Annotated in this window: 23 protein-coding genes; 12 read left to right on the top strand and 11 right to left on the bottom strand. The window is 63.1% G+C overall.

All coding sequences use genetic code 11. From position 1 onward, the window contains the following. The first annotated feature begins 110 nt into the window (after positions 1–110). Genes hmgA through AC07UC_RS24780 form a run of 5 tightly spaced genes read left to right on the top strand, consistent with a single transcriptional unit; the run spans position 111 to position 4,178 of the window. Entirely contained in the window at positions 111–1,424 is a 1,314-nt protein-coding gene (hmgA, locus tag AC07UC_RS24800) for a homogentisate 1,2-dioxygenase (protein WP_494907711.1), read from the top strand. 11 nt (positions 1,425–1,435) lie between these two features. Beyond that, positions 1,436–2,323, top strand: coding sequence for an MBL fold metallo-hydrolase (locus AC07UC_RS24795; protein ID WP_494908984.1), 888 nt, complete (start codon positions 1,436–1,438; stop codon positions 2,321–2,323). After that, on the top strand, positions 2,320–3,333 hold the full coding sequence (locus tag AC07UC_RS24790) for a fumarylacetoacetate hydrolase family protein (protein ID WP_494907710.1): 1,014 nt from the start codon (positions 2,320–2,322) through the stop codon (positions 3,331–3,333). Before AC07UC_RS24795 ends, AC07UC_RS24790 begins: the two co-directional genes overlap by 4 nt. Positions 3,334–3,367: 34 nt before the next feature. Continuing rightward, positions 3,368–3,637 (top strand): hypothetical protein, encoded by a 270-nt coding sequence (locus AC07UC_RS24785; protein ID WP_494907709.1) that lies wholly within the window; start codon positions 3,368–3,370, stop codon positions 3,635–3,637. A 4-nt stretch (positions 3,638–3,641) separates the two neighbouring features. Beyond that, positions 3,642–4,178, top strand: a complete 537-nt coding sequence (locus AC07UC_RS24780) for a DinB family protein (RefSeq protein WP_494907708.1) — start codon at positions 3,642–3,644, stop codon at positions 4,176–4,178. 17 nt (positions 4,179–4,195) lie between these two features. On the opposite strand, the gene AC07UC_RS24775 is transcribed toward AC07UC_RS24780, so the two are convergent. The 3 genes from AC07UC_RS24775 to hppD all read right to left on the bottom strand — a co-directional run bounded on the left by AC07UC_RS24775 (position 4,196) and on the right by hppD (position 5,981). Then, on the bottom strand, positions 4,196–4,573 hold the full coding sequence (locus tag AC07UC_RS24775; protein WP_494907707.1) for a type II toxin-antitoxin system VapC family toxin: 378 nt from the start codon (positions 4,571–4,573) through the stop codon (positions 4,196–4,198). Then, positions 4,570–4,794 carry a type II toxin-antitoxin system Phd/YefM family antitoxin gene (locus tag AC07UC_RS24770; RefSeq protein ID WP_494907706.1) on the bottom strand — a complete coding sequence of 75 codons (225 nt, stop codon included), beginning with the start codon at positions 4,792–4,794 and terminating at the stop codon, positions 4,570–4,572. The genes AC07UC_RS24775 and AC07UC_RS24770 overlap by 4 nt, the downstream gene beginning before the upstream one ends. A gap of 71 nt (positions 4,795–4,865) precedes the next feature. Further along, positions 4,866–5,981, bottom strand: a complete 1,116-nt coding sequence (gene hppD / locus AC07UC_RS24765; protein WP_494907705.1) for a 4-hydroxyphenylpyruvate dioxygenase — start codon at positions 5,979–5,981, stop codon at positions 4,866–4,868. A gap of 138 nt (positions 5,982–6,119) precedes the next feature. Here hppD and AC07UC_RS24760 point away from each other — a divergent pair, with 138 nt between their 5' ends. Then, a complete protein-coding gene (locus AC07UC_RS24760) occupies positions 6,120–6,587 on the top strand; it encodes an Lrp/AsnC family transcriptional regulator (RefSeq protein WP_202323017.1) in 468 nt (155 codons plus the stop codon). Between the two features lie 34 nt (positions 6,588–6,621). Here AC07UC_RS24760 and AC07UC_RS24755 read toward each other — a convergent pair whose 3' ends face one another. The 6 genes from AC07UC_RS24755 to aztA form a co-directional block, all read right to left on the bottom strand. Next, positions 6,622–6,915, bottom strand: a complete 294-nt coding sequence (locus tag AC07UC_RS24755; RefSeq protein ID WP_494907704.1) for a hypothetical protein — start codon at positions 6,913–6,915, stop codon at positions 6,622–6,624. A 21-nt stretch (positions 6,916–6,936) separates the two neighbouring features. Then, a complete protein-coding gene (locus AC07UC_RS24750; RefSeq protein ID WP_056562770.1) occupies positions 6,937–7,275 on the bottom strand; it encodes a protein tyrosine phosphatase family protein in 339 nt (112 codons plus the stop codon). A 117-nt stretch (positions 7,276–7,392) separates the two neighbouring features. After that, positions 7,393–8,601, bottom strand: coding sequence for a zinc metallochaperone GTPase ZigA (gene zigA / locus AC07UC_RS24745; RefSeq protein ID WP_494907703.1), 1,209 nt, complete (start codon positions 8,599–8,601; stop codon positions 7,393–7,395). Positions 8,602–8,703: 102 nt separating this feature from the next. After that, a complete protein-coding gene (gene aztC / locus AC07UC_RS24740) occupies positions 8,704–9,645 on the bottom strand; it encodes a zinc ABC transporter substrate-binding protein AztC (RefSeq protein WP_140768038.1) in 942 nt (313 codons plus the stop codon). Positions 9,646–9,673: 28 nt separating this feature from the next. Then, a complete protein-coding gene (gene aztB / locus AC07UC_RS24735; RefSeq protein ID WP_140768036.1) occupies positions 9,674–10,549 on the bottom strand; it encodes a zinc ABC transporter permease AztB in 876 nt (291 codons plus the stop codon). Continuing rightward, the gene (aztA, locus tag AC07UC_RS24730) at positions 10,549–11,370 is read right to left on the bottom strand and encodes a zinc ABC transporter ATP-binding protein AztA (protein ID WP_140768034.1); all 822 of its coding nucleotides are present in this window, start codon (positions 11,368–11,370) and stop codon (positions 10,549–10,551) included. The genes aztB and aztA overlap by 1 nt, the downstream gene beginning before the upstream one ends. A gap of 217 nt (positions 11,371–11,587) precedes the next feature. On the opposite strand from aztA, the gene AC07UC_RS24725 reads away from it, so the two are divergent. Further along, entirely contained in the window at positions 11,588–11,932 is a 345-nt protein-coding gene (locus AC07UC_RS24725) for a RidA family protein (protein WP_202323013.1), read from the top strand. A gap of 126 nt (positions 11,933–12,058) precedes the next feature. Here the strand turns inward: AC07UC_RS24725 and hutC are convergent, their stop codons facing one another. Together hutC and AC07UC_RS24715 are read right to left on the bottom strand one after the other, a co-directional pair. Continuing rightward, the gene (gene hutC / locus AC07UC_RS24720) at positions 12,059–12,805 is read right to left on the bottom strand and encodes a histidine utilization transcriptional repressor HutC (protein WP_494907702.1); all 747 of its coding nucleotides are present in this window, start codon (positions 12,803–12,805) and stop codon (positions 12,059–12,061) included. A 6-nt stretch (positions 12,806–12,811) separates the two neighbouring features. Continuing rightward, entirely contained in the window at positions 12,812–14,167 is a 1,356-nt protein-coding gene (locus AC07UC_RS24715; RefSeq protein WP_494907701.1) for a formimidoylglutamate deiminase, read from the bottom strand. Between the two features lie 98 nt (positions 14,168–14,265). Here AC07UC_RS24715 and hutI point away from each other — a divergent pair, with 98 nt between their 5' ends. Genes hutI through AC07UC_RS24690 form a run of 5 tightly spaced genes read left to right on the top strand, consistent with a single transcriptional unit; the run spans position 14,266 to position 20,136 of the window. Further along, positions 14,266–15,498, top strand: a complete 1,233-nt coding sequence (gene hutI / locus AC07UC_RS24710; protein ID WP_494907700.1) for an imidazolonepropionase — start codon at positions 14,266–14,268, stop codon at positions 15,496–15,498. Then, the gene (hutH, locus tag AC07UC_RS24705; RefSeq protein ID WP_140768026.1) at positions 15,495–17,036 is read left to right on the top strand and encodes a histidine ammonia-lyase; all 1,542 of its coding nucleotides are present in this window, start codon (positions 15,495–15,497) and stop codon (positions 17,034–17,036) included. Before hutI ends, hutH begins: the two co-directional genes overlap by 4 nt. Next, positions 17,036–17,854 carry an N-formylglutamate deformylase gene (hutG, locus tag AC07UC_RS24700; RefSeq protein ID WP_494907699.1) on the top strand — a complete coding sequence of 273 codons (819 nt, stop codon included), beginning with the start codon at positions 17,036–17,038 and terminating at the stop codon, positions 17,852–17,854. Before hutH ends, hutG begins: the two co-directional genes overlap by 1 nt. 25 nt (positions 17,855–17,879) lie before the next feature. Continuing rightward, positions 17,880–19,553 carry a urocanate hydratase gene (hutU, locus tag AC07UC_RS24695; protein ID WP_494907698.1) on the top strand — a complete coding sequence of 558 codons (1,674 nt, stop codon included), beginning with the start codon at positions 17,880–17,882 and terminating at the stop codon, positions 19,551–19,553. Positions 19,554–19,557: 4 nt separating this feature from the next. Next, on the top strand, positions 19,558–20,136 hold the full coding sequence (locus AC07UC_RS24690; RefSeq protein WP_140768022.1) for a HutD/Ves family protein: 579 nt from the start codon (positions 19,558–19,560) through the stop codon (positions 20,134–20,136). The last annotated feature ends 163 nt before the right edge of the window (positions 20,137–20,299 follow it).

The following is a 20,299-nucleotide window of genomic DNA, read 5'->3' as shown; positions in this document are numbered from 1 at the left end:
ATTTCCTTGCGCGCCATGGTGGCATTGATAGTTACATTTTCGATGGTTACAAATGAAACCAGTTTGGTCAATGCGGCTGGCGTCTGGCCGGATGCGCAAGGGAGGAAGCGATGGCCTTTTCCTACATGCCGGGCTTCGGCAACGATTTCGAGACCGAAACCTTGCCCGGCTCGCTGCCGCAGGGGCGGAACTCGCCGCAACGGCCGGCCTACGGCCTTTACGCCGAACAGCTTTCCGGTTCGCCCTTCACCGCGCCGCGCGGCACCAATGAGCGGTCATGGCTCTATCGCATCCGGCCGAGCGTCAAGCACACCGGCCGCTTCAAGGCGGCGAGATATCCCCTGTGGAAGACCGCTCCCAATGTCGGTGACCACGAACTGGCGCTTGGCCAGTATCGCTGGAACCCGGTGCCGATGCCGAAGGAGCCGACCGATTTTATCCAGGGCATGCGCAGCATAACCACGGCCGGCGACGTGCTCGGGCAGACCGGCATGGCAGCGCATGTCTATGTCGCCAACACATCGATGGTCGACGATCATTTCTTCGATGCCGACGGGGAGTTGCTGGTCGTGCCGCAGGTCGGCGCCCTGCGTCTGGTGACGGAGATGGGCGTCATCGAGCTTCGGCCCGGTGAGATCGCCGTTTTGCCGCGCGGCCTCGTCTTCAAGGTCGAATTGGTCGACAGGCAGGTGCGCGGCTACGTCTGCGAGAACTATGGCGCCAAGCTGACCTTGCCTGATCGCGGCCCGATCGGCGCCAATTGCCTGGCCAACCCGCGCGATTTCAAGACGCCTTGCGCCTGGTTCGAGGAGAAGGAGACGCCATGCCGGCTGATCGTGAAATGGTGCGGCAATTTCCATGTCACCGAGATCGGTCATTCGCCGCTCGACGTCGTCGCCTGGCATGGCAATTACGCGCCTTACAAATATGATCTGGCGACGTTTTCGCCGGTCGGCGCCATCCTGTTCGATCACCCCGATCCGTCGATCTTCACCGTGCTGACCGCGCCGAGCGGCGAGGAAGGCACGGCCAATATCGACTTCGTCATCTTCCCGCCGCGATGGCTGGTGGCCGAGGATACGTTCCGGCCGCCATGGTACCACCGCAACATCATGAGCGAATTCATGGGCCTGATCCATGGCCAGTACGATGCCAAGGAAGAAGGCTTTGTTCCCGGTGGCATCAGCCTGCACAATCTGATGCTGGCCCATGGCCCGGATGCCCCTGGCTTCGAAAAAGCCTCGCGCGCGGATCTGAAACCGGTCAAGCTCGACAACACCATGGCCTTCATGTTCGAGACCCGCTTCCCGCAGATGCTGACCCGCTACGGCGCCGAACTGGAGACCCGCCAGGACAACTACATCGATTGCTGGGCAGACCTGAAGAAGCGTTTTAATGGCACGCCGGAGGGCGACTGGTCTTGAGCCGCAAGCCAATGCCGGATCGGTTGGTGCTGCTGGGCTCAAAGGGCGGCCCGGCGCTGCGGCCTGGCGGGCCATGGCCGAGTTCGTCGCTGCTTGAAATCGGAGGGCGAACCATCGTCGTCGATTGCGGGCTTGGCGTGACGCGCGCTCTGGTCGATGCCGGCATCAGCCTGAAGGCGCTCGACCTGATCTTCATCACGCATCTGCATTCAGATCATGTGTTGGAACTGGGACCGCTGATCCACACCGCCTGGACGGCGGGGCTGGCGACGCCGGTCCGCGTGTTTGGTCCGCCCGGCACCGGCCACTACTGGCGGCGCTTTTGCCAGGCGATGGAATTCGACATCGAGATCCGCATCGTCGACGAGGGCCGGCCTGACATTCGCGAGCTGGTTTCGATCGATGAGTTCGGCGAGGGCCAGGTGGTCGAGCAAGGTGGCCTGAAGGTCACTGCGCTGCGTGTCGACCATCCGCCGGTGACCGACTGTTTTGCCCTGCGCTTCGAGCATGGTGCGAAAAACGTGGTCTTTTCCGCCGATACGGCCTTCTTTCCACCGCTCGCCGATTTCGCCGAGGGTGCCGACCTTCTCGTCCATGAAGCCATGCTGGAGGAAGGGATCGAGCGATTGGTCGCCAGAACCGGCAATGGCGCGCGGCTCAAGGAACATCTGCTCGCCAGCCACAGCTTTGCCGAGGAAGCCGGGCGCATCGCCAGCGATGCCGGCGTCAAGAGGTTGGTGCTCAATCATCTCATTCCCGCCGACGATCCCGAGATCGGCGAGGCGAACTGGCTTGCTGCTGTCAGGAAAACATGGGCCGGCGATTTGACGATCGCCCGTGACGGCCTTGTTGTGGAACTAAGCGGTGTCAAAGCCGCATCAGGAGAGGAAATCGCATGAAGCTTGCCACATTGAAGGACGGGACGCGCGACGGAAAACTCGTCGTCGTCTCGCGCGACCTGACGCAGTACACCGATGCTTCGTTCCTGGCGCGCACGCTGCAGGCGGCACTCGACGACTGGCGCAGGATTTCGCCGCATCTCGCGACCATAGCGGAATCGCTGGAGAACAATGCGATGCCATCAGCGCGCTTTCACGAGCACGACGCGCATTCGCCGCTGCCACGCGCCTATCAATGGGCCGACGGGTCGGCCTATGTGAACCATGTCGAACTGGTGCGGAAGGCGCGTGGCGTCGAGATGCCGGCAAGCTTCTGGACCGATCCGCTGATCTACCAGGGCGGCTCGGACTCCTTCATCGGGCCGCGCGATCCGATCCATATGACCGACGAAGCCTTCGGCATCGACATGGAGGCGGAAGTCGCCGTCATCGTTGACGACGTGCCGATGGGGGCGAGCCTCGATGAAGCGCGCGCCGCCATCCGGCTGGTCTTGCTGGTCAACGATGTCACCCTGCGCGCACTCACCGGGCCGGAACTGGCCAAGGGTTTCGGCTTCTTCCAGTCGAAACCGTCCTCGGCCTTTTCACCCGTGGCGGTGACGCCGGACGAACTGGGCGATGCCTGGGATGGCGGCAAGGTCAGCCTGCCGCTGCTTGCCGATCTCAACGGCAAGCCTTTCGGCCGCGCCAATGCCGGAGTTGACATGACCTTCGATTTCCCGACCCTTATCGCGCACGCCGCGAAGACGCGACCGCTTGTCGCCGGCACCATCATTGGTTCGGGCACGGTTTCCAACAAGCTCGACGGCGGCCCGGGAAAACCTGTCTCGGCCGGCGGCGCGGGCTATTCCTGCATCGCCGAACTGCGCATGATCGAGACCATTGCGTCAGGCGAGCCCAAGACGCCGTTCCTGCGCTTCGGCGACACGGTGCGCATCGAGATGAAGGACAAGGCCGGACATTCGATCTTCGGCGCCATCGAGCAGAAGGTCGAGAAATACGAACGATAGCGGGGATGGAATGACGGGAGAGATATTCTATCTGATGGCCGGTGTCTGGGCGCTGGCTATTCTGGCTGTCTTCATCCTGGCGATCCGGCTGAGCTATCGCATCGAGGCGCGCTCGCCGGACCTGACCAACCGCAGCGGCCTTCCGCGCAAGGCGATGATGTTCCACACCATCACCAACATGAATGTCGCGCGGGACGAGGAAACGCAAGCCATGCGGCGGCGCATGAACGGGTTGCTATTGATCGTGCTCGCCGGATTCGTGGTTATGGGTGCGGGTTTGCACCTGGTTCGGTCCGCAGGATGACGTCATGACCCTGCTCGATCATCTGTGCCGCATGGCCGGTAACAATCTCTGGTCGAACGACCGGCTCTATCGCGCCGTGCTTGCGCTCAAGCCCGGTGAGTTCGAGGCCGAGCGCACCAGCTTTTTCCCGTCGATCAAGGCAACGCTCAACCACATCCTCGCCGTCGATTATCTCTATCTCGATTTTCTCGAAGAGGGCGGCATCGGCGCCGCGGCCCATGATGATTTTGTGCCTTTCGACGAGCCCCATGCGCTGTTTGCCGCGCAGATCGCGGCCGACCGGCGACTGATCGCCTTCTGCGATGGCCTGTCGGAGGCCGATCTCGACCGCCGCGTCATCACCGACCGGCGCGAGGACGGCATGATCCCCGAACGCATCGGCGATATCCTCGCCCATGTCTTCCTGCACGACATCCACCATCGCGGTCAGGTGCACGCCATGCTGTCCGGCACCTCGGTGGCGCCGCCGCAACTCGATGAGTTCCTGCTCGATTATGACATTAAGCTGAGGGAGGCAGAGGTCGAGAGGTTGGGATTGTGAGCCGGTTTTTTCGCCTATCAGGCCAGAGCGATGCCGTAGCGGGCTAAATGCGGGTCAGATGTTAGGATGGTCAGGTTCTCCACCTGCGCCTGCGCGATCAGCAGTCTGTCGAACGGATCACCATGGTGCTGGGGTAGGCCGCTGACGGTATTCGCATGATGTAAAGTTACGGCGAGCGGCTGAAATCGCATCCTTGGAAGCAACGTTGGCAGATCGTCCGGCGTATCGAGTTTTCCGATCGAACGTTTGATGGCGATTTCCCACACGCTTGCCGCGCTGGCGAACACCACCGCGTCCGAAGCCAGGATAGCGCGGTGCTGTTCGCTGAGACGTCGGTCGTCCGAAATCGACCAGAGGATGATATGGGTGTCGGCGAGATACTGGCCGACCGTCATTTCACGTACTCGTCCCATTCGGGACCGAGTTCGTCAAAATCGTCCGCAATCCAGATCGTGCCCTTCAAGGCGCCGATACGCAGCAGCGTTTCGGCGGCCGCCGGCGGTACAATGCGCGCGGCCACTTTGCCGTGGCGTGTAAGTATGATCTCCTCGCCGGCTTCAGCGCGGCTGACGAGTTCAGACAATTTAGCCTTGGCCTCGGCGATGGAAACATTCATAGCGCGATCCTTTATGACCATAATTTAGGTCATAATGGCTCGCGCCGTAAGAAAGTTCGGTTCGGGGCAGCCTACGCTGCCTTGCCGTCCACCCTGATCACACCGCGCTTGATCTGGTCCTGCTCGATCGATTCGAACAGCGCGCGGAAATTGCCTTCGCCAAAGCCTTCGTCGCCCTTGCGCTGGATGAACTCGAAGAAGATCGGGCCGATCACGGTTTTCGAGAATATCTGCAGCAGGATCTTGGTCATGCCGCCGTCGACCACGCCTTCGCCGTCGATCAGGATACCGTGCTTCTTCATCCGCTCGATCGGCTCGTCATGGCCGTTCACCCGGTCGTACGACATGTCGTAGTAGGTCTCCGGCGGGCCGGGCATGAACTTCAGCCCGTTGGCGGCGAGTTTGTCGGTGGCGGCGTAGATCTCGTCGGTGCCGACCGCGATGTGCTGGATGCCTTCGCCATTGTACTTCTTCAGATACTCGGCGATCTGGCTGGTCTCGTCCTTGGATTCGTTGAGCGGAATGCGGATCTTGCCGCAGGGCGAGGTAATCGCTCGGCTGACCAGGCCGGTGATCTTGCCGTCAATGTCGAAGAAATGGATCTGCTTGAAGCCGAATAGATTGCGGTAGAAATCCCACCATTTATCCATCTGGCCGCGATAGACATTGTGGGTCAGGTGATCGAGGAAATAGAAGCCGACGCCTTGCGGCCGCGGATCGCGCGCACCGAGCCATTCAAACTCGGCATCGTAGGCCGAGCCCTTCTTGCCATAGGCATCGATGAAATAGAGCAGCGAGCCGCCGATGCCTACGATCGCCGGAACGTCGAGCGCCTTGTCGTCGCCTTCATACGGCGTGGCGCCCTTCGAGACGGCGTGGTCGAAAGCGTGCTTGGCGTCGACCACGCGCCAGGCCATCGAGGCGGCGCACGGACCATGCTTGTCGGCGAATTTCATCGCATGCGAGCCTGGCTCGGCATTGATGACATAGTTGATGTCGCCCTGGCGCCAGACGGTGATGTCTTTCGTGCGATGCTTGGCCACCGCCACATAGCCCATGCGGGTGAACAGCTCGGCCAGCTTCTGAGGCTCCGGATGCGCGAATTCGACGAACTCGAAACCATCGGTGCCGGCAGGGTTTTCCTTGCTGATCTTGGCGGGCGGGGCGTCGTGCGGGAAGGGGCCCATGGTATTCCTCCGGAAGCTGGCTCGGTCTGAAACGGCCATTTGACGCCATCATAGCGCGCAGTCGGCGCATGGTGCTTGCATTCAAACGCTTGAAATGATCATCTCATGCGTGAAGCATGCATGTTGAGAGAAAAAATCATGGATGAGACGCGCATTGATCAGTTTGACCGCAAGATAATGGCGCTCCTGCAGGGTGACGCGCGGCTGACCAACAATGATCTCTCGGAGCGGGTGAACCTGTCGGCATCGCAATGCTCGCGCCGCCGCCAGCGGCTGGAGGAAGACGGTTACATCAAGGGCTATCGGGCGGTGCTCGACCGCGACAAGCTCGGCTTCTCGCTGGTCAACGTCATCTCGGTGACCTTGGCCACCCACAACCGCGACAACGCCCGGCGCTTCGGTGAATTGGTGGCGCGGCTGCCCGAAGTGCAGGAAGCGCACGCGCTGACTGGCGAGATGGATTACATCCTGAAGGTGGTGACGCCCGATCTCAAATCACTGTCGGAATTCGTCAACGCTGTGCTTTTGCCACATGAATCGGTGCAGCATGTAAAGACAGCGATTGTGCTGGAGACGCTGAAGGAGACGAGTAGTCTACCTTTGTGACGTCGCGGCCAGCCACGAAAGTAATTTCCTTGGGCTAGTGCCGGTAATAGGCCATTGCCGCGAAGATGGTTCCGAACACTAAGGCGAGTCCATAGGCAATGATGCTGTATCCCGGAATGTGCAGCTTCCAGTCGATCACGAAATCCCGGGTCAGTTGGTTGCTTTCCCAGTCGACGGAAACAACCCCTGCGTGTCCAACTCTGGCGAATTTCCCCAAGCCACCATGCCGCTTCACGATTCTGTAGCGCTGGTATGATAACCAATGGATTGGGAGCACTGCACCAAAAAGCGCAGCTAAGGTAAGTGCGGCGTAGATCCGATCGGTCATTGCACTGCTGGCGCCAAAGGATCAGCCCTTCGACTGCTGGATCAACCCATACAAATTCGTGCAGCGCGCGCCGGAGCGGCAATAGGCGAAGACCGGCCCTTCCAATTCGTCCAGCGCCTCGGCCTGATCCTCGACATTCTCAGCTGTGATCTGGCCGCTGATGACCGGGATGTAGCGGAAGGCGAGGCCTGCGGCTTCGACCGCCGCCTTGAGCGTGTCGGCCGAAGGCTGGCCGGGCTGTTCGTCATCCGGCCGGTTGCAGATGACGCTCTTGAAGCCGGCGGCCTTGATGGCCGCGACGTCTTCGGGCTGGATCTGGCCCGAGACCGAATAGTCTTCGCTGATCTCGCGGTATTCCATGGCAACATCCTCGCAATCTGGTTTGTCGAGGAGTCTTGCCACTCCCCGACGTGGCCGGCAATCCGCGCCGACAGAAATCATTCAGCGCAGATAGACGTTTCCCGCTGAGAATCCAACTCAGGCTGCCCAGGCCGGGAACGGATCGGGCAGCGCTCGCCACTGTTCAGGCCGAAAATCCTCGGCGTCGACCAGGCAATCGTCCAGTTCGGCGCGGATTTGCGCCTCATCCATCGGTTCGCAGCCGATGAAGACCAGTTCCTGGCGGCGATCGCCCCAGACAGGGTCGAGATAGGGGGCCATGCTTTGACGCCATTCGGCATGGTCGGGCCAGCGGCTTTGCGGCACGGCAGCCCACCACAGGCCGCGCTTTTCGGTCCGCACCAGTGCGCCCGCCTGGCTCATTTCGCCGACATGGCGCGGCCGTGTCGCCAACCAGAAGAAGCCTTTGGCCCGCACCACGCCCGGCCATGCGCGGCCCATGAAGGTCTGGAACCTCGCCGGCTCGAACGGTTTTCGCGCTCGGTAGACGAAGGAACGGATGCCGTATTCCTCGGTCTCGGGAACATGGTCGCGAAAACCGTTGAGTTCCTTGAACCAGAGCGGATTCTGCTGCGCTTTGTCGAAATCGAAGCGGCCGGTGGCGAGCACCTTGTCGAGCGGCACCTTGCCGAAATCGGCTTCGACGATCTCGGCACTGGGGTTGAGCGCCCGCACGATCAGCCTTGCCATGTCGCGCTGGTGCGGGCTCGCCACGCCGATCTTGTTCAGCACCACGATGTCGGCGAACTCGATCTGCTCGACCAGAAGGTCGACGAGCGCCCGGCCGTCCTGCTCGCCAAGCGACTGGCCACGCTGCTTGAGGAAATCCGACGAAGAATAATCCTTGAGCAGATTGAGCGCATCGACCACGGTCACCATCGTGTCGAGACGGGCGACGTCGGACAGGCTATTCCCAGTCTCGTCGCGGAAATCGAAGGTCGCGGCGACGGGCAGGGGCTCGGAGATGCCGGTCGATTCGATCAGCAGATAGTCGAAGCGATCTTGTTCGGCGAGTGCGCGGACCTCCTTCAACAGGTCGTCGCGCAACGTGCAGCAGATGCATCCATTCGACATCTCCACCAGTTTCTCGTCGGTGCGCGACAGGTCGGCGCCATCGCGCACAAGTTCGGCATCGATATTGATCTCGCTCATGTCGTTGACGATGACGGCGACGCGGCGGCCCTCGCGGTTCGACAATATGTGATTGAGCAGCGTGGTCTTGCCGGCGCCGAGGAAGCCGGAAAGCACGGTGACGGGAAGGCGTTTGAGACCGGGCATTTTATTCATGATTGGGTTCCGGGATTTTAGTCGATCTGTTATGTTATTTTATTACGTATTGAATGCTAAAAAAGGCGGAGACTGGCTCCGCCTTTCCGAGCACGGCGCTCCTCAACTGCCGAGGATGGCGCCTTTGATCTGGCGGATGTTGTTGTGCATCATGTCGATATAGGTCGAGCCCGGGCCATCGGGCTGCGACAGCGCATCCGAATAGAGCGTGCCGCCCACCTTGATGCCGGTCTCGCTGGCGATCTGCTCGATCAGGCGCGGGTTGGTGATGTTCTCGACGAAGATGGCCGCGGCCTTGTCCTGCTTCACCTGCTCGACCAGTTTGGCGACATCGGCGGCAGACGGTTCAGAGTCGGTCGAGATGCCTTGCGGGGCGAGGAAGGTCAGGCCATATTCGTGTTCGAAATAGCCGAAGGCGTCATGCGAGGTGATGACGACGCGCTTGGCTTCGGGAATCGACTGGATCGCCGCCTTCACTTCGCCTTCCAGCGCATCGAGCTTCTTGGTGTAGGCGGCGGCATTGGTCTGGTAGCTGACGCAGCCCTCGCTGTCGGCCGCGCAGAAGGCCTCGGCGATGTTCTTCACATAGATCTTGGCATTGGCGATCGACTGGAAGGCGTGCGGATCGGTGACCGTCTTGCCGCCGCCGGTGCCGGCGCCTTCGGCCGCGTCGGCGTCGGCGAATTCAGGCTTGAAGTCGATCGGCGTCACGCCCTTGGTCAAGGTGACGATAGAGGCTTTGGTGGCGCTGGCATCGACCAGCCGCTGCAAGAAGCCTTCGAAGTGCAGGCCGTTGACCAGCACGATGTCGGCCTTGGCCATGGCGACCGCGTCGGCCGGGCTCGGCTCATAGACATGGGCGTCGCCATCCGGCCCGACGATGGTGGTGATGTCGACACGGTCGCCGCCGACATTCCTGGCGAAATCGGCGATGACGGTGAAGCTGGCGACCACTTTCAGCGGTGCCGCGAAGGCCGAGGAAGCGCCAAAAGCAGTTAATGTTATAACGCTCATCGCCAGGGCGGCACGGATTGATTTCAGCATAAGCGGGTCTCCTTTCGAGGGGCGGGGATCAGGCCGTTCTGTGACGGTGATGGATGATGCGCGCGCGCAGAATGCCGCGCGTGCCGAACAGGATCGAGGCGAAATAGACGACGCCGGCCGACAGGATGATGGCCGGGCCGGACGGCAGCGAGGCGTGATAGGACAAAAGCAGTCCGGCGATGCAGGAGGCAAAGCCGATCAGCACGGCCAGCACGCACATCGGCTCGACGCGCACCGTCCAGAAGCGGGCGGCGGCCGCCGGCAGCATCATCAACCCGACGGACAACAAGGTGCCCAGCGCCTGGAAGCCACCGACGAGGTTGAGCACGACCAGGCCAAGGAAGATGAAATGCACAGGGCTGCCCATGCGGCTGACCGAACGCAGGAACAGCGGATCGAGGCATTCGGCGACCAGTGCCCGCCAGAAGACGGCGAGGCTCACCAGGGTTACCACGACGATGCCGCCGATCAGCGTCAGCGCTTCGTTGTTGAGCGCCAGCACGGTGCCGAACAGCACATGCATGAGGTCGACGCTGGAGCCGCGGATCGAGACCATCAGCACGCCGATGGCGAGCGAGATCAGGTAGAAGGCCGCCATCGAGGCGTCCTCGCGCTGGATGGTGAAGCGCGAGACCGCGCCGGCGCCGAGCGCGACGATGACGCCTGCGATCAGGCCGCCAATGGTCATCGGCAGGATTTCGAGGCCATAGAACAGGAAGCCGGCGGCCGCACCCGGCAGGATGGCGTGCGCCATGGCGTCACCCGACAGGCTCATGCGCCGCAGCATAAGGAAGACGCCGATCGGACACGCGCCGAGCGACAGCATCAGCGAGCCGAACAGCGCCCGCTGCATGAAGGCGAAATCGGCGAAGGGCGCGATGAAAAGACCATAGAGCGTGTCCATCAGGCAGCCCTCGGTCCGGCGCCATGATGATGGTGGTCGTGATCGTGGCCGTGATGATCGTGGCCATGCGCATCATCGTCGGTGTGCTCGTTCGGTTCACACCAGGGCGCGTTTTCTTCCCAGGCTTCATGGAAGCGGCGCGCGCGTAGCAGATTTTCCGGCTTCAGCGTCTCGCGCGTTTCGCCCCAGGCGATCGGCTGGCGGGCCAAAAGCAGGGTTTCCGGGAAATTCTGACGGACCAGATCGAGATCATGGACAACGACCATTATGGTGCGTTCTTCGCCATGCCAGCGCTTGATCAGGGCGATCAGGTCACCGACAGTCTTGGCATCGACGGCGTTGAACGGTTCGTCGAGCAGGATGAGGTCGGCATCCTGCAACAGCACACGGGCGAACAGCGTGCGCTGCAACTGGCCACCCGACAGCGTGTCGATCGGGCGCTTTTCGAAGCCGCCAAGGCCGACCGCCATCAGCGCCTGACTGACCGCCGCGCGATCCTCCGATGTGTAGCGGCCGAGCATGCCGCGCTTCGGCCAGAGCCCCAGCGAGACAAGGTCGACAACGCGCGCCGGGAAAGAGCGGTCGAGTTCCGATTGCTGGGGAAGGTAGGCGGCACGCACGCCGGGTGCGCGAACAACCTCGCCGGCCATCGGCTTCAGCACGCCGACAATACCTTTCATCAGCGTCGATTTGCCGGACCCGTTGGCGCCGACCACGGCCGTCAGCGAGCCCTTGCGGATCGCGCCGTCGAGGTGATGGATCGCCGGGTGACTGTTGTAGCCCAGCGTCAGGTCACGGAATGTCAGGCAGGTCTGGGTCATGTCGTTCCGTGGCGATGCCATGTCCGGCAGGGGTGGCGGTTTGGATATGTGATGTTATTACATTAGTCAACAAGCCAATCGGGCGGAATTGCGAACGGCGGCTCAACTTGCCGTGAATCTCACCCTTGCTGGTCCAAGGGGATTTGGCCCCGGCGGCCTTGCTCGAAGCGAACCGCAACTCTAAACAGTCGCCACCCATAACAGGAAGGAACCTCCCATGAGCATTCGACGCATCGATGTTGGCCCGCGCATGAGCCAGATCGTCATTCACGGCAACACGGTCTATCTGGCCGGCCAGGTCGGCGAACCCGGCGGCAACGTCGCCTCGCAGACCCGTGATATTCTGGCGGCCATCGACGAATTGCTGGCCAAGGCCGGCACCGACAAGACCAAGATCGTTCAGGCGATCATCTGGCTGGCCGACATGGGCACCTTCGCCGAGATGAATTCGGAATGGGACAAGTGGGTGCCGCAGGGCCACACTCCCGCCCGCGCTACCGGCGAAGCCAAGCTCGCAGGCCCGGAATATCTGGTCGAGATCATCATTACGGCGGCGATTTAAGGCACGGCCGCCTTCTACCTCCCCCTTGTGGGGAGGTCGGACCGCAGGTCCGGGTGGGGGGCTGGCGCCGCCCCCACCCCGCTGCTTCGCAGCGACCCTCCCCACGAGGGGGAGGGTGAAGAGGCGCTACCCCTGCGACGGCGTAAACCTCGCCACCAGCGTGTGGCTTTCCGCGGGATAGACAAACCGGACATGGGTGACTGGATGTTCCGCGCTCCAGGTGCGGCGCTCGACCACAAGGCAGGGCGCGCCGGGATCGATGTCGAGCGCGTCGGCAACGCTCTCATCCGCGGCCATGGCGCGGATGCGGTGTTCGGCCTCGCTCCAGGGCACGCGGCCGATCAGCCAAGGCCCGGCGGCGATTTCCACGAACTCTTCGTCCCCCGCTTCCGGAACAGCCGAAAGATTGATCAGGCGCTGCTCGAGTGCGAACGGCCGCTCGCCGGCAAAATGCAGGCCTTCGACCCACAGCAATGGCCCTGCCGCGGACAGCCCTAGCAGCGCTCTGTCCTCCGCGCTGCCGCGCCGTTTCAGGCGCTCCAGCCGTTCGTAGCGATAGGGCAGGCCGAGCGCTTCGACCTCGATCCTGATGTCGTGAAGTTCCAGCACCGCCGCCTGCGACTGCGGCTGGCGTACAAAACTGCCGGAACGGCGACGGCGCTCGATCAGGCCGGCCTTCGCCAACTGCGACAGCGCCTTGTTCACCGTCATGCGCGAGCATTTGTATTCGGCGGTCAGCTCGTGTTCGAACGGGATGCGGTGACCGGGCGCCCAGGCCCCGGACAGGATTTTTTCGCGGATATCGGAGAGGATGCGCTGGTGCAGCGAGACGGTCTCGCTGTCCTCGATCTCGGTCGTTTCGGCCATGCTCATCTGGGATCAGCCTTCGGACAGCGCCGTCATCACTTTGCGGAATCGCTCGCCTACCGCGTCTCGCTTCAGGTGCCTGCCGCCGCTGACCTGTTTCTGCCCATGCACCCAGACGCAGTCGACCTTGCTGCCATTGGCGAAGATCCAGGCGTCGAGGATGGCGTCGCCGGACTTGCCGGCCAGAGAGGGGGTCTTGGCATCGAGCGAGACGAGATCGGCGGCCGCGCCGGCGGCGATCCGCGAGGCACCGGCACCGAGCGCGACGCCACCGCCTTCAAGCGCCGCATCGAACAGCGCCCGCCCGGTCGAGCCGCCGGCCACCGCCAGCACGTTGCGGGCGCGGTGCGCCAGGCGCTGAGAATATTCGAGCTGGCGCAATTCGTCGGGCAGGCCGATCAGCACGTTGGAATCGGAGCCGACACCGAAGCGGCCGCCATGCTCCCTGAACAGCGGCGCCGCGAACGTCCCGTCGCCGAGATTGGCCTCGGTGATCGGGCAAAGACCGGCGATGGCGCCGCTCCTGGCCATGCCTGTGGTTTCGGTGTCGGTCATGTGGGTGGCATGGATCAGGCACCAGCGCTGGTCGACATCGGCATGGCCAAGCAGGAATTCGACTGGCCGCGCACCGGACCAGGCCAGGCAGTCCTCGACTTCCTTGACCTGTTCGGCGACATGGATGTGGATCGGTCCATTTGGAGCCAAGGCAGCAACCTGGGCCAGTTCTTCCGGCGTCGCGGCGCGCAGGCTGTGCGGCGCGACACCGACGACGGCTTGATTCAACGCGCGAACCGATTCGCCAGCCTTCTCAACAAGCCGGGAGAACCGATTCACATCGTTGATGAATCGGCGCTGGCCTTCATTTGGCGCTGCGCCGCCGAAGGAGGAGTGCGCGTAAAACACCGGCAGCAGCGTCAGGCCGATGCCGGTTTCGCCAGCCGCGGCCGCGATGCGCTCGGCCATCTCGGCGAGATTGGCATATGGTTTCCCGTCGCGGTCGTGATGCAGATAGTGGAATTCGCCGACGCGTGAAAAACCGGCTTCCAGCATCTCGACATAAAGCTGGGCCGCAACCGCCTCGACTTGGTCCGGCGTCATTGACAGTGCGAAACGGTACATCACCTCGCGCCAGCTCCAGAAACTGTCGGCGGAGGGGCCGCGAAGCTCGGCAAGACCAGCCATGCCGCGCTGGAATGCGTGGCTGTGCAGATTGGGCATGCCGGGCAACAGGACGGAATGGCGCTCGTCTCCGGCTGACGCGGTGGCCCCGGACGCAACGGCCGTGATGCGTCCGTTGGCGCAGGTGATCCGCACATTGTTGTGCCAGCCATTGGGAAGAAGCGCCTGTTCCGCAAAGATGTCAGTCACTTTTCTCTCCGCTTTCCCGTCTCTCATGCGATGATGGCACTTGCAGTGCGTTTCAATATGTATATACATAATCGCCACCGATTGAAACGGAAAAGATGATGGCTGCAGAGAGCAAAAGCCGGGCAGGGGATCTTCGTGTTTGGCGCAATGCGCGCCTGGCGACCTTGGCCGAAAGTTCCGCCGGTCTCGGTATTGTCGAGCATGGCGTCGTCGCCGCGCGGGATGGCCGCATTGTCTACGCCGGGCCGGAATCCGAGATGCCCTCGGCGCTTGCTCGGGGCGACACGGTCGATTGCGAGGGCCGCTGGATCACGCCCGGCCTGATCGACTGCCACACCCATCTGGTCCATGCCGGCAATCGTGCCAACGAGTTCGAGATGCGGCTGGCTGGCGCCACCTATGAGGAAGTCGCCAGGGCCGGCGGCGGCATCGTGTCCTCGGTCAAGTCCTTGCGCGCCGCCACCGAGGACGAACTGGTCGCCCAGACGCTGCCCCGCCTCGATGCGCTGATCGCCGAGGGGGTCACATCGGTTGAGGTCAAATCGGGCTACGGCCTCGATGTCGACAATGAGAAGAAGTCGCTGCGCGCCGCCCGCCGGCTGGGCGGCGAACGGGCGGTGACGATCCGCACGACCTGTCTGGCCGCCCATGCGCTGCCGCCCGAAGCCAAGGGCGACAAGGACGCCTTCATCGACCTTGTTGCCGGAACCATCGTACCGGCGGTTGCCGCCGAAGGTCTGGCCGACGCGATTGACGGTTTTTGTGAAGGCATAGCGTTCTCGCCGGAACAGATGGCACGCGTGTTCGATGCGGCAAAGGCAGCCGGTCTTCCCGTAAAACTCCACGCCGACCAACTGTCCAACCTGCATGGCGCTGAACTCGCCGCGCGCTATGGCGCGCTGTCGGCCGATCATCTCGAATACACCGATGAGGCCGGTGCCGTGGCGATGGCCAGATCAGGGACCGTGGCCACGATCCTGCCGGGCGCCTATTACTTCATTCGCGAGACGAAGAAACCGCCGATCGGCCTGTTCCGCCAGCATGGTGTCAGGATGGCTGTCGCCACCGACAACAATCCCGGCACCTCGCCGCTGACCTCGCTGCTTCTGACCATGAACATGGCGGCGACCTTGTTTGCATTGACGGTCGATGAGTGTCTGGCGGGCGTTACCCGCGAGGCCGCCCGCGCGCTGGGCCTGTTGGGGGAAACCGGCACGCTGGAAGCGGGAAAATCCGCCGACCTGGCGATCTGGGACATCGAGCGCCCCGCCGAACTCGTTTACCGCATGGGCTTCAACCCGCTTCATGCCCGCATCTGGAGAGGACAATGACCGAACTGACCTTGAAGCCCGGCAATGCGACGCTGGCCGACTGGCGCGCCATCTACCGTGGCGCAGCATTGAGGCTGGACGATGCGTGCCGCCCGAAGATCAAGGCGAGCGCTGAGGCTGTCGCCAGGATCGTCGCCAAGGGCGAGCCGGTCTATGGCATCAACACCGGCTTCGGCAAATTGGCCAGCGTGCGTATCCCCGCCGGCGATCTCGAGACCTTGCAGCGCAACATCGTTCTGTCGCATGCCGCCGGCGTCGGCGAACCGATGCCGGTTGCCGTTGCCCGCCTGATGATGGCGCTGAAACTTGCCAGCCTGGCGCAGGGCGCCTCTGGCGTTCGCCCCGAAACCATCGAGTTGCTGGAAGCGATGCTTGCCAATGACGTCATCCCCGTTGTGCCGGCGCAAGGCTCCGTCGGCGCTTCCGGCGACCTCGCGCCGCTGTCGCATATGACGGCGGTGATGATTGGCGTCGGCGAATGCTTTACTCCGCATGGCCGCTTCCCTGCCAAGGTCGCCTTCGTCTCGCACGGCCTCGAGCCGGTGACGCTTGGCGCCAAGGAAGGTCTGGCGCTGCTCAACGGCACGCAGTTTTCCACCGCCTATGCGCTGGCCGCTCTGTTCGACGCTGAGGTTCTCTACCAATCGGCGCTGGTCGCCGGCGCGCTGTCGACTGATGCCGCCAAGGGGTCCGACGCGCCGTTCGATCCGCGCATTCATCTCTTGAGAAAGCACCGTGGCCAGATCGAGACGGCGGACGCGCTGCGCAATCTGATGGCCGGCAGTGCCATCCGCGAGTCGCACCGCGTCGGCGACGAGCGCGTGCAGGATCCCTATTGCCTGCGCTGCCAGCCGCAGGTGATGGGTGCCGCGCTCGACGTGCTGCGCAAGGCCGCCGATACGCTCGAAACCGAGGCCAACGGCGTCACCGACAATCCGCTGATCTTCGCCGAGGACGACACCGCGCTCTCCGGCGGCAATTTCCACGCCGAGCCGGTGGCCTTTGCCGCCGACATGATCGCGCTTGCCGTCTGCGAGATCGGCTCACTCTCGGAACGCCGCATCGCCATGCTGGTCGACCCGGCACTGTCCGGCATGCCGGCCTTCCTGACACCGAAGCCCGGCCTGAACTCCGGCTTCATGATCCCGCAGGTGACGGCGGCCGCGCTTGTTTCGGAAAACAAGCAGAAGGCCTATCCGGCATCAGTCGATTCCATCCCCACCTCGGCCAACCAGGAAGACCATGTCTCGATGGCCGCGCACGGCGCGCGCCGTCTGATCGGCATGGTCGAGAATGCCACGGCGGTGATCGGCATCGAGTTGCTGGCCGCCGCGCAAGGCTGCGATTTCCATGCGCCCCTGGCGTCGAGCGCCGCGCTCGAAGCGGTGCGCAAGCTGGTCCGGGCCGAAGTGCCGCATCTCGACAATGACCGGCATTTCCACCCTGACATGGAGAAGGCAATCGCCATGGTGCGCAGTGGCGCGACCGTGAAGGCTGCCGGCGCGGTGGCGCTGCCGTCGATTGCGGGAGCGGCATGATGGCCGCCACACCCTGGCTAACAGTCAGCCAAGGCACCGCGCCGCTGCTGGTGTCGATCCCGCACACCGGCATCGACCTTGCCGGCATCGAAAGCCGGCTGGTGTCGCCCTGGCTCGGCCGCCGCGACTGCGATTGGTGGATCGACAAGCTCTATGACTTCGCCAACGACCTCGGTGCAACCGTTGTGCACACCGCCATTTCGCGCACCGTGATCGACGTCAACCGCGACCCCTCAGGCGTTTCGCTTTATCCCGGACAGACCACGACCACACTTTGCCCGACCGACACATTTGACGGCGATCCGCTTTATCGCATGGGCGAGGAGCCGACCCCGTCCGAGATTGATCAGCGCCGCGAAACCTATTTCAAGCCCTATCATGCCGCGTTGCAGGCCGAGATCGGCCGGCTGCGCGGCATGCATGAAAAGATCGTACTCTACGACTGCCATTCGATCCGCTCGGTGCTGCCGCGGCTGTTCGAAGGCACGCTGCCGGTCTTCAATCTCGGCACCAATGACGGCAAGAGCATCGACCCCATTCTTCAGGATAAGGTCGCCGCCATCCTCGCTGCGACCGGCGAGACCTGGGTGGTCAACGGTCGCTTCAAGGGCGGCTCTATCACCCGCGGCTTCGGCCAGCCGCATAACGGTGTTCATGCGCTGCAGATGGAGCTCTCCAACCGTGGCTATATGCGCGAGCCGTCGCAGAAGGGGTCGCCGGAGAACTGGCCGGTCCCTTACGACGCCACCTATGCGGCGCCGATCCGCGCGACGCTGAAGACCATCCTCGAAACCGCGATCGACTGGGCAAGGCGCTGACGCGCCGCCCGTCTTGAAAGGGACAATGATGAACAATCCCCGCCACAACATCCGTGAAGTCCGTGCGCCGCGCGGCGACAAGCTCAACGCCAGGTATTGGACGACCGAAGCGCCGCTGCGCATGCTGATGAACAATCTCGACCCCGACGTCGCCGAAAATCCCAACGAGCTGGTCGTCTATGGCGGCATCGGCCGGGCGGCGCGCACCTGGAATGATTTCGACCGCATCGTTGCCTCGCTGAAGACGCTTGGTGAGGACGAGACACTTTTGGTGCAATCCGGCAAGCCGGTCGGCGTGTTCCGCACCCATGCCGATGCGCCCCGCGTGCTGATCGCCAACTCGAACCTCGTGCCGCACTGGGCGACCTGGGAGAAATTCAACGAGCTCGATAAGAAAGGTCTGATGATGTACGGCCAGATGACGGCCGGCTCCTGGATCTACATCGGCACGCAAGGCATTGTGCAGGGCACCTACGAGACCTTCGTGGAGGCCGGCCGCCAGCATTATGGCGGCAATCTCAAGGGTAAATGGATCCTGACCGGTGGCCTCGGCGGCATGGGCGGCGCCCAGCCGCTCGCCGCCGTCATGGCCGGCGCCTGCTGCCTGGCGATCGAATGCAATCCGGACTCGATCGATTTCCGCCTGCGCACCCGCTATGTCGACGAGAAGGCCGAGACGCTCGATGAAGCGATGGAGATGATCGAGCGCTGGACCAAGGCCGGCGAGGCGAAGTCGGTTGGGCTGCTCGGCAATGCCGCCGAGATCGTGCCGGAAATGTTCAGGCGCGGCATCCGCCCCGATATGGTCACCGACCAGACCTCGGCCCACGACCCGATCAACGGCTATCTGCCGAAGGGCTGGACCATGGCCGAGTGGCGCGAGAAGCGCGTCAGCGACCCGAAGGCTGTCGAGAAGGCTGCCCGCGCGTCGATGCGCGAACATGTCGAGGCGATGGTGGCGTTCTGGAACGCCGGCGTGCCGACGCTGGACTACGGCAACAACATCCGGCAGGTCGCCAAGGATGAAGGTTTCGAGAGCGCCTTCGCCTTTCCCGGCTTCGTGCCGGCCTATATCCGCCCGCTCTTCTGCCGCGGCATCGGCCCGTTCCGTTGGGCGGCACTCTCCGGCGATCCGGAAGATATCTACAAGACCGACGCCAAGGTGCGCGAACTGACGCCTGGCAACACCCATCTGCACAACTGGCTGGACATGGCGCGCGAGCGCATTTCCTTCCAGGGCCTGCCGGCCCGCATCTGCTGGGTTGGCCTGGGTGACCGCCACCGGCTCGGCCTCGCCTTCAACGAGATGGTCGCCAAGGGCGAACTCAAGGCGCCGGTCGTCATCGGCCGCGATCACCTCGATTCCGGCTCGGTCGCTTCGCCGAACCGCGAGACCGAAGCGATGAAGGACGGCACCGATGCCGTGTCCGACTGGCCGCTGCTCAACGCACTGCTCAACACCGCGTCCGGCGCCACCTGGGTGTCGCTGCACCATGGCGGCGGCGTCGGCATGGGTTTTTCGCAGCATGCCGGCATGGTCATCGTCGCCGACGGCACGCCCGATGCCGCCAGGCGCCTGGAGCGCGTGCTGTGGAACGACCCGGCGACCGGCGTCATGCGGCATGCCGATGCCGGCTACGACATCGCCATCGAGTGCGCCAAGGAGCATCAGCTCAACTTGCCCGGCATTCTCGGCTGAGATCATGCGCATTCTTCGTGCCGCCGACTACCGCGTCATGCCGTGGAAGAACGGCGGCGGCACGACGACCGAGATCGCCGTTTCACCCGACGGGGCGGGCCTCGATGACTTCGACTGGCGCGTCTCGATGGCCCGTGTCGAGGGCAGCGGGCCATTCTCCACCTTTGCCGGCATCGACCGCACACTGTCGGTGCTGGAGGGCGAGGGCATCGTGCTTGATATCGCCGGCCTGCCGGCGGCGCGGCTGACACCGGCTTCCCGGCCTTTTTCCTTTCCAGCCGACCAGCCGACCAGCGCCGCCCTGATCGCCGGCCCGATCACCGATCTCAACGTCATGACCCGCCGTGGCCGCAAGCTGCATTCGGTTGAGCGTCTGGTGATTTCGCGGCCTGCGGAAATCGCGACCCAAGCCGCTTCGACTCTCATCCTTTGTCACAAGGGCGAAGCCGCTTTCCCCGAGGCTGGGTCAATTCGCCTCGGGCCGCTCGACACGCTGCTGCTCGGGCCGGATGCCTCCGCGCTGCGGATTGAGGCTGCTCGGGATACGACGGTGTTCGTGATCCGTATAACGATCGCTGCCTGACGCCTTCGCGCCAACGGTTACCGCCTGTTTCCAAACATGATCGTGCTGCCGGTGAAATATAGCGTAAGCTCTTGCCGGCATCACGAAAAAGCCCGAATCCTCTCCGCCGATCGATCTCGACGGGAAGAGGGGCGCTCGTCTTGGAATTTTGCCGAGAGATGAC

This window comes from Mesorhizobium sp. GW821-FHT04C10 (genome assembly GCF_059420305.1).
The sequence above is the reverse complement of the archived record's forward strand: the minus strand, read 5'-3'. Positions and strand labels throughout refer to the sequence as shown.